The 15000-nt window shown below is 43.4% G+C and carries 9 protein-coding genes and 1 pseudogene; 6 read left to right on the top strand and 4 right to left on the bottom strand.

Annotation, left to right across the window (positions count from 1 at the left end):
• Nucleotides 1–45: 45 nt before the first annotated feature.
• Together TOL2_RS00800 and TOL2_RS00795 are read left to right on the top strand one after the other, a co-directional pair.
• Nucleotides 46–1746, top strand: coding sequence for a vWA domain-containing protein (locus tag TOL2_RS00800; RefSeq protein ID WP_014955665.1), 1701 nt, complete (start codon nt 46–48; stop codon nt 1744–1746).
• 292 nt (nt 1747–2038) lie between these two features.
• Entirely contained in the window at nt 2039–3280 is a 1242-nt protein-coding gene (locus TOL2_RS00795; RefSeq protein ID WP_148278027.1) for a TetR/AcrR family transcriptional regulator, read from the top strand.
• A 55-nt stretch (nt 3281–3335) separates the two neighbouring features.
• Here TOL2_RS00795 and TOL2_RS25310 read toward each other — a convergent pair whose 3' ends face one another.
• Entirely contained in the window at nt 3336–3539 is a 204-nt protein-coding gene (locus TOL2_RS25310; protein ID WP_041279176.1) for a hypothetical protein, read from the bottom strand.
• 666 nt (nt 3540–4205) lie between these two features.
• Nucleotides 4206–5120 carry an AEC family transporter gene (locus tag TOL2_RS00780; RefSeq protein ID WP_041279174.1) on the bottom strand — a complete coding sequence of 305 codons (915 nt, stop codon included), beginning with the start codon at nt 5118–5120 and terminating at the stop codon, nt 4206–4208.
• 201 nt (nt 5121–5321) lie between these two features.
• Between TOL2_RS00780 and TOL2_RS00770 the strand changes: the two genes are divergently transcribed.
• From TOL2_RS00770 to TOL2_RS00755, 4 genes and pseudogenes are all read left to right on the top strand, one after another.
• Nucleotides 5322–7769: a heavy metal translocating P-type ATPase gene (locus tag TOL2_RS00770; RefSeq protein WP_014955662.1), complete on the top strand. Its 2448-nt coding sequence runs from the start codon at nt 5322–5324 to the stop codon at nt 7767–7769.
• A gap of 7 nt (nt 7770–7776) precedes the next feature.
• Complete coding sequence (locus TOL2_RS00765) at nt 7777–8442, top strand: methyltransferase (protein ID WP_014955661.1); 666 nt, start codon at nt 7777–7779, stop codon at nt 8440–8442.
• A 107-nt stretch (nt 8443–8549) separates the two neighbouring features.
• Nucleotides 8550–9122, top strand: a pseudogene (locus tag TOL2_RS00760) (DsbA family oxidoreductase); the annotation flags it as partial.
• A 39-nt stretch (nt 9123–9161) separates the two neighbouring features.
• Nucleotides 9162–10940 carry a sigma 54-interacting transcriptional regulator gene (locus tag TOL2_RS00755; RefSeq protein ID WP_148278026.1) on the top strand — a complete coding sequence of 593 codons (1779 nt, stop codon included), beginning with the start codon at nt 9162–9164 and terminating at the stop codon, nt 10938–10940.
• A 262-nt stretch (nt 10941–11202) separates the two neighbouring features.
• Here TOL2_RS00755 and TOL2_RS00750 read toward each other — a convergent pair whose 3' ends face one another.
• Both TOL2_RS00750 and gabT read right to left on the bottom strand, forming a co-directional pair.
• Nucleotides 11203–12966: an aldehyde ferredoxin oxidoreductase family protein gene (locus tag TOL2_RS00750; protein ID WP_014955658.1), complete on the bottom strand. Its 1764-nt coding sequence runs from the start codon at nt 12964–12966 to the stop codon at nt 11203–11205.
• 107 nt (nt 12967–13073) lie between these two features.
• Entirely contained in the window at nt 13074–14381 is a 1308-nt protein-coding gene (gene gabT / locus TOL2_RS00745; RefSeq protein WP_014955657.1) for a 4-aminobutyrate--2-oxoglutarate transaminase, read from the bottom strand.
• Between the last annotated feature and the right edge of the window lie 619 nt (nt 14382–15000).

Below are 15000 nucleotides of genomic sequence, written 5' to 3'. Positions count from 1 at the left end.
GAATTAATTCTCAGGTATTTATTTTAAAATTCCCGGAGGTTCTCAATGCACCACGAAATCAGCAACCAAACCGAGGCAATCAAGAGGTTCCATATTACTGGAGAAGACGGCTATTCTGAATTCTGGAGGAGAAATAAATCACCCGTTGAAATCGTTGAACTGGCCAGATTATTGCAGGCATTGAGAAAAATCGGTTCCCATATCGGCAGAAATGTGGGGGACATTGTCTGGTCCGGCATGACACTCAAACACGGCATTGCCCTTGATCCGACACCCATCATGGGAAAATACCCCATTCCACCTTCCAAAACGGATATTATGGTCGGATTGACGGTACAAAGTGCCCTGGAAAAAACCGAATGGAGCGAACGAGTCAAAAAAACGGCCCTGGCCCGGCTTGAATTACCGCCTCATTATGCATATAAACTCCATTTATATTTGGACATGTGCGAAAAAATTTATCTGGATTGTCTTTCCAACCGGAGTATCCTTGGAAATTATACTGAAAAAGCCAGGGAATGGGCCATCCGTAAAAATGCCAAACAACTTATTCAGCCCCCCACGGTAACCGAGCTTTTTCATATCTGGTGGAGTATGGCGGCGGATAGAAACGGGGAAAAATATAAAGAAGACTATATTGACAGGTCGGTCGGGGGGCTTTTAGAAAGGGGAAGCCTGGAAAAATTTTATAAGAAACCTGCGGCATTATTAAATTCCATTGTTGATCCATTAAGAAATAAATGCCCTGATATCACAGGGGTTACGGAACGTATAAGTTTTAGACTTGAACTTTATTTATCCATTTGGCCAAAACTCCTGGAGTATATTAAATTTTGGCCCGGTGACAGCTCGGATCCATTTCTTCTTTCCGATAAAACAAGAGAAGACCTTGAAAAAGAAGACAAAGAAAAAAAGGCAATAAAGGCTACACTTATAAGCCTTGTTGAACCGATAGAAAGGGCCATCAAAAAACAAAATACTGATTTTACGGATAAAGTAAAATCCAATGTAAAAAATGTGGATGACGTCGTTCAAATAGAAGGCAGCGACATTGTTATGCCGGCGAAAAACAAGATAGATAAGGCCCTATTCCATCTGTTGCAAAATGAATTCAAGATGATTGCCCATCGGATAACCCATTACAACCGAGGCTTGACCTCCGGGAAGATAGATCGCCGAAGATTGTACAGGGCAGTCACAAACGGCACTGCTTTCCAATTGAAAAAAAGAAAATTTCAGGTTCAAAATAATTTTGTTCTTCTGGTAGATGCAACCGGTTCAATGTCGGAACCAAACAGGTGGGCCAAAACAGAAACAATATTTCAAACATTATTTTCCGTTATTACCCTTTATTGCAACAACGCAAAAATTTTTGCTTATAATGAAGTCAAAAACATCTGCCGGTTAACCGAACTTTATCTGAAAGGGGAGTTTTTCACGGTCATGTCTCATGGGCAAACAGCCTCGGGCGAGGCCATCATTGCAACAGCCCTGAACATGAAGATCAGCCCCAAAAGATCCTTTATTATCCATATCACGGATGGGGCATCCAACTGGGGATGCGGGGTCACCGATGCAATAACGTTTTGCAAAAAAAAGAACATTCATCTGTTGACATTGGGAATTGACTGCGGACCGTCAAGCAAACAGTCTCTCAGGAAAGAATATGGCAAACTGGTACAGTTTCTTGACAACATAAATGACCTGCCGGATCTTGTTAAATCTCTTTTAAGGCATACCCTGTAATATTGCCGGAAAGATGGCATCATTATGAATGATATTCAATGGATATGAAGTTAAATATCAAGGATTTCTAAAGGAACAACACCCATTACGGCTTCCGTAAAATTTATAAAGACATCTGAAATCATAATAAAAAATAAATATTTTGAATCACAATTCGTAGCCGTTACGTTTTTTAGTTGTTGCATATTTTAGCTAAATTTGAAAAGAATAGTGTTCATAAATAAAAATGAGTTTACAGTGTCACCATATGAGATGTTTGTCGCTGTGAGCTTGAAAAAAAATTGAGGTGGGCGTGGGAGAAAAGAAAAAAGAGGTAAACAATAATCGCAGAAAACTGATCCTAAAAGCAGCACAGGAAATTTTTTCCCAGAAATCCCTTATGGATTCGAACATTTCTGAAATAGCCAAAAAAGCCGGGATTGCCGATTCCATTATTTATAACTATTTCAAAAACAAGGAAGACTTGCTGTTTTATGCCCTGTCGGACAAATTAAAGGATATAGAAAAAGATCTAAAGCTTCATCTGGAGGGAATATTGGACCCGGCATCGAAACTCGGCAAAATGATATGGTATCATCTTTATATTAACGATCGGGTGCCGGGGGGGACGCAGATTTTAAAAGCCCTCTTGTTTGAATGCCGATCCAATAAAAATTTTTATACCCATGAAGGATACAACACCCTAAGGGGATATACCAGATTCATGTCTCAAATCCTGCAACAGGGGGTTGATGAGAATGTCTTTCGACCGGATATCAATGTAATTCTCGTTCGAAACCTAATTTTCGGGTTGCTGGATGAAGAATCCTTGAGCTGTTTAGCTTCCAAAGAAATTGAATCTACCTTGTCGGATTTTTCCGGAATTATGGATTTGATATTTGCCATTATTTCGAAAAACGAAACCCCACCCCCCGGCAACAATGACGATAAAGAAAACAGAATACTAAAGGCCGCGATCCAGGTGTTTTCGAATAAAGGGTATAATACGGCGACCATTAGTGACATCGCAGGTGCCGCCAATGTGGCAGAGGGAACCATTTATACATATTTCGACAATAAAAAAGACATGCTCTTTTCAATTCCTAAAAAACGATTTTGTGCTCTGAAGAACAGCATGGGGGAAATGTTTAATATAAAAATGCCCGTCAGAAAGCTGCGTCGATTCATCCGGTTATTGTTCACAACATTTATGGGCGATAGGGATTTCTTAAGGGTTTTTTTACTGGATATCAAATTAAACAAACAATTTTATGCTTCACCCGTTTATAAAGATTATATTAATTATATCTCCATTTTAGAAGACATATTAGAGGAAGGGAAGGAACAATGCGTTTTTAGAAAATCCATCAACCCCCGGTTGTTTAGACATTTATTTGTCGGAGCGTTCAACCATCTTGCCACAAGATGGTTGATCTTGAGCAAAGAAAAACCCATTGACATGATGCAGGAAATAGAGGATGTCCTGGATTTGCTTTGCCGGTCCGTTGTGGTGAATATTTCGGTCTTAAATGATTTCGAGGATCGAATAGATTGAAACTGGGTATCCGCTTAAGTTAAGCTCATAACACACATAGTATGAGCTAAAATTTTTAGGCGATAATCTCCTGCCTTGATATGGGACAGGTCAATACCGCCTTTTGCATAAGCCTGTAAAAAAGCTTACCTCTATGTGTAGACAATCGTCGCTTAAACATAGAAGCATACTCATCCAAATAACCAGCCAGATTCTTTGGAGAGACTTCTCCTTGATGTGTTCCCATCAGCCATAGTTTAATTAGGGGTAATCCCAACATTCGCACTACCAAGTGTCAAATTTATTCACGGTGTCGCTGAACGATGCCCAAAACAGTATTTTTGCTTATATTGAGTTCTCTTGCAATAAATCGATAAGACCTCCCCTCCTCAATCAGGGTTAATACTGGGGCGTCTAAATCTTCCTGTTTGAGCCGTACGGTGTAACTTCTCAATAAGTGCGGGTAGTTTTTCTAAAATTGTAACTCATGGCTTTTTATCTAAAAATTTTAAAAGAAATTATGGCATCCTTCATCTGTACCAAAAAGTAGTTAAGACTTTTTTTTGGTGAAGTTCTTGAAAATAGCGGTATCGCTTCAGAAATTGTAAAGCATTTTTTGAAGAATGCTGGAATTATAAAGGCTTGCAATTTTTCAATTTAGTTCATATTTTTTATTTAATAGGAACACATTAAATCTTGGAGGATTTGATGGTTGTTAAAATTCCTAAAATAAATTGCTTTATTTATAATATTCTAAGCTGTGAACTCTATAAAAAAAGGTTCAAAATGCTTAGCTATATCTACCAGACTCTGATGTTTTTCCACAAGGCTTTTTCAAGATGTTTAAGATGTTTGACCAGGCACAAAATATCTTTTATAGTAATCTCTTTTATGATGAAAAAATTAAATGACAAACAAGTTAAATGACCAGGTCTGCCCGTGGCAGTTATATTAAAAGTACGGCAGACAGTGAAACAAAAGAAAGCAATGTCGACAGCATGATTGCTGCAGAAGCCATTTGAGTATCGCTGTCCAGCTGGGCTGAAAGAACATAGATGGCTGTTGAAGTGGGCAGGGCAAAAAAAATCATCCCGGCCTTAAAAGGAACGCCGGTAATGAAAAATGATTTTAAAAGCAAACATCCGATCACCGGCAGTATCAGCAATTTTAAACCCGCTGCAAGAAAAGACAGTTTTATGTTCTGCTTGAGCCCTGCAAGAGTCAATGAACCGCCAATGGAAATCAGGGCCAGGGGCATGGTGACCGATGTCATAAGTCGGAACGTGTTGTCAATGAAAACAGCAAATGACAGCTGGAACCGGGAAAAAACAATTCCCGCAACACACCCGAGGATTAACGGATTAAAAATCAATGCCTTGAGAAGATACATGATGTTTTGCCCAAGGCTTTTCTTCTTATTGGAATGCCAGATCAAAGTGCCAACGGCCAGTACGTTAATAATGGGGATTGCAAATCCGATGAGGATGCCAAAATATCTGATGCCTGATTCGCCAAGGGTTGTCATGACAATGGCCATGCCGATATAGGTGTTAAACCGGTAGCATGCCTGGGAAAAAGATCCTGCCTGAAAACCCGGGATATGAAACCATCGAATGAACAAAAGGCTTAACAAATAGACAATGACCACCGCCAGAATGGAAGCCGCGCATAAATCCACACTGACGCCCTTGTCCGGGGCTGAACTGCCGATTTTCCAAAACAGCATGGCAGGAAAAAAAATAAAATACACCAATTTGTCAGCGGTTTTTAAAAAAATTTTATTGGTGATGCCAAAATGTTTGAGAAGACTGCCAAGCAACAGCAGTATAAATATCGGGAATATTGCATTCAAAACGATCATGCTCCAAAATATTGAAATCCTGCAAGTTTTGCAAATGAATAATTTATGGTTATAATTAGATTCTGATGCACATGACAGCACATCATGCTGCAATTTTGTACAAATGAAAACAGGGCGTTATTATAACATTGGCCATTGGCAGGGGTCACCATTGGTTCATTGTGATCAAGCCCTGAAAACAATAATTTTGGGAGACCTTTTATGAACAAACAGAACCTGACCATTCCCATTACCGGTATGAGCTGCACCAATTGTTCTGCAAATATTGAACGAACCGTGGGCAAACTGGATGGCGTGACAGAAGCCACTGTTAATTTCGCAGCCGAGCAGGCAATGATATCATTTGATTCGGATAAAATTCGTACAACCGACATTGTTCATAAAATCCATGACCTGGGGTTTAAGGTTCCTGTCAGCACAAAAGAACTGCCGATAACCGGTATGAGCTGCGTCAACTGTGCCGCAAATATTGAACGAACCTTGAACAAAAAGGTAAGAGGCGTGGTATCTGCATCAGTGAATTTTGCATCTGAACAATTGCTTGTCGATTACATCCCGTCCATTGTTTCCCTTGACACGATTGTTTCAGAGATCAAAAAAATCGGGTTTGATTTGATTGTGGCTGATGAGGATCAGAATGAAGAAGATGTGGAAGAGATTGCCCGGCATGCACAAATCCTCGACCAGACCCGGAAATTTATCGTGGGGGCTGCTTTTGCCCTGCCCTTGTTCATCATGAGCATGTCAAGGGACTTTGGCCTGATCGGTTCCTGGAGCCATGCCTCATGGATGAACTGGTTCTTTTTGTTTCTGGCCACACCTGTCCAGTTTTATACTGGCATGGACTATTATGTTGGAGCTTATAAGGCTTTAAAAAACAAAAGCGCCAACATGGATGTATTGATTGCCCTGGGGTCTTCGGTTGCTTATTTTTACTCGCTTTGCATACTCGTGCTGCCATGGCTTGGCGGGCATGTTTATTTTGAAACATCTGCCGTGATCATCACCCTGATTAAATTCGGCAAGCTATTGGAAGCTCGAACCAAAGGCAAAACAGGCGGGGCCATAAAAAAACTGATCAAACTTCAGCCCAAAACCGCCACAATTATTGCAAATGGCAGAGAACAACAAATTCCCATATCCATGGTTCAAGTCAATGATATCATTGTAATCAGACCGGGAGAAAAAATTTGCGTTGACGGAGTGATCATTGAAGGCATATCCGCAGTGGATGAATCCATGCTCAGCGGTGAACCCATCCCGGTGGACAAGACAACAGGCGACGATGTGACCGGCGGCACGGTTAACGTTCAGGGCTTGTTAAAATTCAAGGCCACCCGGGTGGGCAAAGACACGGCTTTGTCCCGGATCATCCAAATGGTACGGGAAGCCCAGGGCAGCAAAGCCCCGATTCAGGCCCTGGCCGACAAGGTGGCGGCCGTGTTTGTTCCGGCCGTCATATCTATTGCCCTGATCACCTTTGGCATCTGGTGGGGGGTAACCGGAGAATTTGTCCCTTCCATGATAAGAATGGTGGCCGTGCTTGTGATTGCCTGCCCGTGTGCCCTGGGCCTTGCCACTCCCACCGCAATTATGGCGGGTACGGGAAAAGGAGCTGAAAACGGTATTTTGTTCAAAAAAAGTGAGGCACTTGAAAATGCGGCAAAACTGGACACCATTGTGCTGGATAAAACCGGCACCGTCACCATGGGCAAGCCAACTGTGGTGGACTGGATTCCCGCAAAAACATCAGGTTTATCCGGCAACGACCTGTTGAGCCTGGCTGCCTCCCTGGAAAAAGGGTCTGAACATCCCATAGGCAAAGCCATTGTAGCGTTTGCACAAAAAAAAGGCCTTGTCCTGACTGATCCGGTACAGTTTAAAGCTCACAGCGGTTTTGGCGTAGAGGCCAGGCTAAATGACCAGGTTTTCAGACTGGGCAAACCCGGATGGTTTGAACATGAACAGGGCCTGCCCAAAGAGATCACAAAAGATATCAATGTGTTGCAGAACAAAGGCAGAACAGTTATGATGCTGGCAAAAGGGAAAAAAGCTTTGGGAATTGTGTCTGTTTCAGATGTTTTAAAACCCGAGTCCGAACAGGCCGTCAAACAGCTTCACGCCGAACACCTCAATGTGGTCATGCTCACCGGAGATAATGTGCAAACCGCCCGGGCCATTGCCCGGCAAGTAGGTGTGGATGAAGTCTATGCCGAAGTCAGGCCCGAAGAAAAATCAAAAAAAATAAAAGAGCTTCAGCAAAACAACGGCAGGGTCGGGATGGTTGGGGACGGGATCAATGACGCCCCTGCCCTTGCCATTGCAGACATTGGCTTTGCCATTGGCACGGGAACCGACGTGGCAATTGAAACCGGGGATGTGATCCTTTCCGGCGGGAAACTGACCGGTATTCCAACGGCCATAAAAATCAGCCGGAAAACCATGGCAACCATAAAACAGAACCTGTTTCTGGCTTTTGTATATAACATCGTTCTTATTCCCGTTGCAGCCGGAATCCTGGCCCCATTTGAAATGTTTCCCGATTTTTTGCGGCAGCTTCACCCGATTCTGGCAGCCCTGGCCATGGCCGCCAGCAGCATCTCCGTTGTGACAAACAGTCTGCGGCTGTATACTGCCGATATCGGATAGGCAGATCATGAAAAAATCCTCAAAAAACCGCCTGACCCCGAAACAGCAGGCCCTTTTTCCAGGCACCACCCTTTTTGATAAAATTGCAAGGGCTGTATGCCGCGCCGGAACCCTGCCCAGAAAAGAGCTGCATGAAGCATGGGAAATGGCCAAACGGGTGCGGCGCAGATACCGGGGCGGAAGGGTGCTTGATCTTGCCTGCGGCCACGGCCTTTTGGCACATATCATGCTCATCCTTGACAACAGTTCAAAAACGGCTGTTGCAGTGGATAAAAACATTCCTTTAAATGCAACAAAACTATCCCAGGCATTGATAGACACCTGGCCCAGGCTGAAAAACAGGATCATTTACAAACAAGCGCTAATCCAGGATATTAAGGTTCTCCCGGAGGATATGGTGGTATCCGCCCATGCCTGCGGAGCATTAACCGACCTGGTGATGGACAAGGCCATTGAACAGAGTGCCAGGGTGGCGGTTCTGCCCTGCTGTCATGATGTAAAAAATTCTTATACAGCAAATCTTGACGGCTGGATGAATGGTCCACTTGCCATTGACACGGCAAGGGCAATGCGCCTCAAATCAAAGGGATATAATATTATAACCCAGAAAATCCCGGACACCATCACCCCTAAAAACCGGCTGCTTATGGGTGAATATTTAAAAAACGAATAATCATCATGGCAGATCAAGCTGCCACAACAAAAAATTAAAGGAGAAAAACAATGGTTTCATCTATGGAGCTTGAAATATTTTCAGATTATGTTTGACCCTGGTGCTATTTCATTACCGGGAGTATTGAAAGATTAAAAAAAGAGTATGATATTCAAATCAAATGGCGGGCATTTCCCCTTCATCCTGACATACCCGAACAGGGCATGTCTCTGGAAGAGCTGTTTAAAAAAAAAGGAAGAAAGGTTAATGTGAACAAAGTGATGGATCAACTGAAAACAACCGCCAAAACATTTGGGCTGGCTTTTGAGAACACAACAATGACGTATAACAGCCGTCTTGCCCATGAGATGGGGCTGTGGGCCCAGACAAAAGGCTGTGGTCACAGTTTCCACATGGAAACTTTTAAAGCGTATTTTGCAAACGGAGAAAACATCGGCCAAAAAGATGTGTTATTACGCCTGGCAGAACGCGCAGGCCTGGATTACAACGAAGGCAAAAAAGTGATTGAAACCCGCAAGTTCTCAGATGCCGTGGATTCGGATTGGAAATTATCAAAAGCAAAGGGTGTTGCCGCAGTTCCAAGCTTTTTTATCGGGCTTGACCGGCTTGTGGGCGCAAAGCCCTATGAAATTCTTAAAAGACTGATCGATAAATATAATGAAACAAATATAAAGGCCTGACGAAAACCACGGTATTGGAAAAAAAATATGGATGATCCAATGATATCTACAAAATATCCAATCTGGAACCATTCTGGTGACGGAAAAATAAATCTGGACTGGAAAGAGTTTGGAAATTCCCTGTTAAACGCAACACCCAACGGTATTGCCGTTTTCAGCAAATCATTTCAAACCATTATTTCAAACAAAATTGCCAGGAACAGTCTTGATATCTATCCCGGGGCCTTGCTGGACACAACCATTCCTCCCCTTCAAGCCGCTATCCGTAAAGTTCTGGAAACAAAACAAGCGCTGTTAAACATTGTCATTAAAAAAAAGGGCAACAGTTTTTCGGCCATGCTCAATCCCATTTTTCATAACAATGAATTGATCGGCATACTGGCTGTATTTGAAGACATGACCACCATTGAAAAAATATCCAGTGAGATGGTCTCTTTTCAACAACTTTCAATTGAGCTGGACACCATTATTGACAGCAGTAACGACGGCTTGTTTATATGTGACGGAAACGGTGTTATACTTCGTATCAACCCGGCAAGCGAACGCATGACCCGGATCACATCAAAAAAATTTGTGGGCAAAAACATCCGGGAACTGGTTAAAAGAAAAATCATTGACAAGTCAGTCACGCTTGAGGTTCTCAAGACCCGGAAAAAAGTCAATCTCATCCAGGAAACAAAGGACGGAAAGCAGCTGTTTCTAACCGGCAATCCCGTGTTTGATCCAAATGGCAATCTGTTCAGGGTGGTGGTCAATGAAAGGGATATCACAGATATCATAAAACTCAAGCAGGAGCTGGAAGAAAAAGCTCAATTGACTGCCCAGTACAAAAGAGATCTTCTGGAAAAACAGATTGAAGAGACTGAATCCAGGCATATTATCGCAAAAAGCTCAAATTATGTGAAAATCATTCAAAAGGCCATAAAACTGGCGGAAGTTGACTCTACCGTACTGGTTCTTGGAGAGTCGGGAACCGGCAAAGGGGTGATTACTGATCTGATCCATAAATATTCCACCAGGGCCGGCCACCCCATGATCAAAATCAATTGCGGCTCCATTCCAGACTCTCTGGTTGAAAGCGAATTGTTTGGCTATGCAAAAGGGGCTTTTACCGGGGCACGTCAAAAAGGAAAGCCTGGCAAATTTGAGCTGGCAGACAAGGGCATTATTTTTCTGGATGAAATCGCCGAACTTCCCCTTGGCTCACAGGTAAAACTGCTCAAATTCATAGAAGACGGCGTGATCAGCCGTGTCGGGGGAACCGACAGCAAGAAAGTGGATGTGCGGATTATTGCCGCAACCAACCGGGACTTGAAAAAGATGATTGAAAAAAAACAGTTTCGCAGCGACCTTTACTACAGGCTCAACGTGGTTCCGTTAAAAATACCGCCGTTAAGAAAACGCAAGGAATGCCTGGTTCCGTTGATTGATCATTATTTAAATCTATTTTGCAAAAAATATAAGAAAAAAAAGATGGCTCTTTCCAGTGAAGCTGTGGATGCGCTTGTGGCATATCCATATCCCGGAAATGTCAGGGAAATGATCAATATCTGTGAACGACTGGTGGTCATGTCCCAGAACAGCAACATCGAGTATAAAGATCTTCCCGGAAGCGTTCAAAGAAAAACAGAAGCCGGCACCCCTGTAATCGAAGGCTGGAACCAGGGCCAGACTCTTCAGCAAATGGTTGATGAACTGGAAAAAACCGTTCTTGAAACCGTGTTGAAAAACTGCCGTACCCAGGCCAATGCGGCAAAAATACTGGGACTTAATCAGTCAACCATTGCCAGGAAGCTTAAAAAACACAACCTGGCATAATTTTTTGTTTATGACGGATACAAACTTTTCTTCACCGCTGCCCGGCAGTTCAGTTGCAGGCAGTTCCTTTGCCTGCAGTTCAGTTGCCGGCCTCAATGAGACCGGCAACCCAGGAGATGGTTTAACAACCTGCATTCAAACAACTGGGCCAGGCTGTTAAGCCTTGATATGGTGAAACACAAATCAATCAGCAACAAAAGCTCACTGATCAGCAGTCCACCACATCAAAACATCAAACGTATCAGAAGAATTGAAAACCCGCTTATAGACTGGATTTTTCTTGGGGAACACCATTCTTGTCCCATCCTCTTAATCTATAATAATCTTGTATCATACTGCTCAATTCGTCTTCTGAAATACCTTGTTTGCCGTTCAGTTTTTCTTTGAAAAGCCGTTTGGGAAGAAAGTCATCCTCAATGGTCAGCCCTTCCCTGATATTGAATTTACGGGTTTCATCCGTGACCCTGGAAGCAAGAGCGCGCAGCTCATCTTTTGAAAACTCAACGCCCGTGGTCATGAAAAAAAGTTTGGACAACTCTTCCCAAGGATAAAAATCCCTGTAAAACCGGCACAGGATAAAGGTATCAAACAAAGTACACCTGTCTTCAAAATCCAAAAACAGTTCAGCCTTGTCTTCAATCTGGTCAGGATCAATCATGCCGGACAATTCAGCTTTGTAAAAGGTGCTTCTTAAATGGCAGGCACCTCTTGGGCTGACGGAATAGGCAAGAGCCATACCCTTTAAAACCCTTGGGTCATACCCGGCCGGTTCAAGGCCCTTGACATGAACTATTTCATCGGCCATATCCATTTCCGCACCGGCAGATTTGATTCCTTCGGCAAGCAGACCACCCAGGCCTTCGCGCTTGGCTGTCTTAAAAAGGATGTCGGCCACGGCATCGGCATCGCCATAGGCATAATCTTCGTTGATCTTGCCCCTTTGGGAGGCTTCTATGGTCAATGCGGCAAGGTTGCCGGCACTCATGGTGTCCATGCCCAACCGGTCACAAATATCGTTTAGCCACACAATATCTTCAATACTGTCTACCATGCACAGTCCGCCAAAGGTGTAAATGGTCTCATACTCGGGGCCTTCCAGATGCAATCCCTTGTGTTTGCCCTCATTTACGGTCACATACTTTCCACAGCCCATGAAACACTTTCTGCAGGACCGGGGTTTGGCATTTAATTTTTCCTTCATGCTCTGGGCATTGATTTTTTCCCAATGTTCACAGGTGCCTTTGGACCAGTATTTTGTGGGGAACGCACCTGCATTGTTCAGCCCTGCCACCATTACCGGCGTGCCCAGATTCCGGTAAGTCTCTGTGGCTGGATGGTTTTTCAATTCCTTGAGCATGTTTTTGGAATATTGCCGGATTTGATCAGGATCATGAAATTCTCGCTTTTGGGTTCCATGAAAAACAAGGCCTTTTATCTTTTTAGACCCCAGAACGGCTCCCATACCTGTTCTTCCTGCAGACCGCCAATAATCGTTTTCCACAACGGCAAACCGGACAAGATTCTCTCCTGCAGGGCCGATCACCATGGCACCTGCGCCTTTTTGCCCGCAGCGTTCTTTTAACAGGTCTTCTGTTTCATATGTGTCTTTTCCCCAGAGATCTTCGGCATCATGGAATAAAACAGCCTTGTCACAAATTTCAATCCACAAGGGCTTAGAAGAAGCACCTTTGAGAAGGATAAAATCATATCCGGTCTGACTGATGGATTCGGCCACTTTGCCGCCGGAATAGGATTCTCCATAAAAACCGGTTAACGGGGATTTTGAAAAAATGCCGTATCTGCAGCTTCCGTATAACAGGCTGTCGGTTACAGGCCCCAACCCGATAATAAAATGATTGTCCGGCGAAAAGGGGTCAACCCCGGGGGGATTGTGGTTTAACAGCAGGTGCGTGGCAAGTCCCTTGCCGCCCATATACAGTTTTAACATCTGATCATCAATTTTTTGAACCTCTGTCGTCTGGTCTGTAACATTAATGATGATGAGACGGTTGAAAAATCCTTTCATATGGAATTCCTAACCCGGCTAAAAACCGGTGTTTCACAATTGGGTCATATCCCGGTCCGGCCTTTGTCGTTTATTTGAGGCAAAGGCCGGCAAGCAAGATTAAAAAATTATTTGGTCAGTTCTCTGAGGCTCTCTTCCATGATGGACAGGCCTTTATCCAATTGTTCATCTGTGATGACAAAAGGCATAAGTGTTCGGATGACATTGCCGAAATTACCGCATGACAAGAGAACAAGTCCTTTTTCATAACAAAGCTGGGTCAGTTTTTTAGCTTCTGCTGCCGCAGGTTCCCTGGTTTGTCTGTCTTTGACAAGCTCAAGAGCCAGCATGGGACCTTTTCCCCTGACATCGCCGATGATTTCAAAGGAATTCTGGAGTTCTGAAAAACGTTGAAACAAAATTTCGCCAAGTTCTTTGGATCTTTCAAGCAGTTTGTCCTCAAAAAGAATGTCCAGGACAGCCAGTGCAGCTTTACAGGACAATGGGTTCCCGCTGTATGTTCCGCCAAGTCCGCCTGGATGGGGGGCGTCCATCAATTCTTGTCTGCCGGTAATGGCACTCAGGGGCATACCTCCTGCAAGACTCTTGGCCTGGGTGATGATATCCGGCTCAATTCCCCAATGTTCAATGGCAAGAAATTTGCCAGTCCTGCCGGCTCCTGACTGTACCTCATCAATAATCAGAAGAATTCCATGTTTTTTACAAATTTCAGCCAGTTTAGGAAAATATTCCGGCGGAGGTGTGACAAATCCGCCTTCTCCCTGAATCGGCTCGGCTATGATGGCGGCAACTGAATCAGGATCAACATAGGTGATAAAATAAGATTCAAGATACTCAGCACACGCGATATTGCAATCAGGATACTTGCATCCTAACGGGCAACGGTAACAATAAGGATATGGGATGCGGTAAATTTCAGGGGCAAAAGGTCCGAAACCGTATTTGTAGGGCATAATCTTGCTGGTCAATGACATTGTCAGCAAAGTTCTGCCATGGAACCCGTTTTCAAAGGCAATGACAGCCGGTCGCTTGGTTGCATATCGCGCCACTTTGACGGCATTTTCAACAGCTTCCGCACCACTGTTGCCAAACATGGTTTTTTTGGCAAAATCCCCGGGTGCCAAATCATTGAGCCTCGCTGCCAGCTCAATATAGGAGTCATACATGCCCACATGAAAACAGGTGTGAATAAATTGATCTGCCTGATCCTTGATGGCTTTTACAACTTTTGGATGGGAATGCCCCACATTATTGACACCGATACCGCCGGCAAAATCAATAAACTCTTTTCCGTCCACATCGGTCATGACCGCACCCGAGGCTTTTTGGATAACCGCTTGGGTGATGTGGGCCGGTCCCTGGGCTACATGTTCCTGACGCATTTTTCGAAAGTATTCTGATTTAGTGGAAGTCATCTTGTTTTCTCCGCTTATTTATATTAATGGTCTGTGTATTGGCGACAGATCGGTTAGAAGGAAGATCCAGTAAAATTGCCGGCTTCTTCATGAACAAATCCGGGGTTCGTTCCAATTAAAATCAATTTAGCAAATCTCATGCCACAACTTAATATTTTATGCCAAGACCACCACAAAAGCCCTGTATTCAAAGGAAATATCTTTATTTTAACATCATATTCCAAACCAGACACAAATACAAAACACACACAAAGCTATGCACAAGTGCATAATAATGCATTTGTGCATAAATCGCATAAATTTTACAACCAAACACAGGCGAACAGGCGAATAAGCCATTGAAAGGCTATATCATAGCCTCAAAAAAACATAAAACATTATGCTAATATGCATAATATCATTAAATCTCAGCTAAATATTGGGATGTCCTCATGGTCAACAGGCAGGCTTTTTCCTTTTATATAAGGGCAATCGGGAGAGTTCATTCCTGGCACACCATTTGCATTCATCTATGGTAGTCCAATAGCCTATATTTTACAAGCGTGTATCATATGGCGGCAAATTGACGATAATGAATTTAAATTAAAAAGATCAAATTCATAACAAACCATGAGGTATT

It is taken from the genome of Desulfobacula toluolica Tol2 (assembly GCF_000307105.1).
Classification (GTDB): domain Bacteria; phylum Desulfobacterota; class Desulfobacteria; order Desulfobacterales; family Desulfobacteraceae; genus Desulfobacula; species Desulfobacula toluolica.
This window is presented reverse-complemented; position numbering and strand designations above follow the sequence as displayed.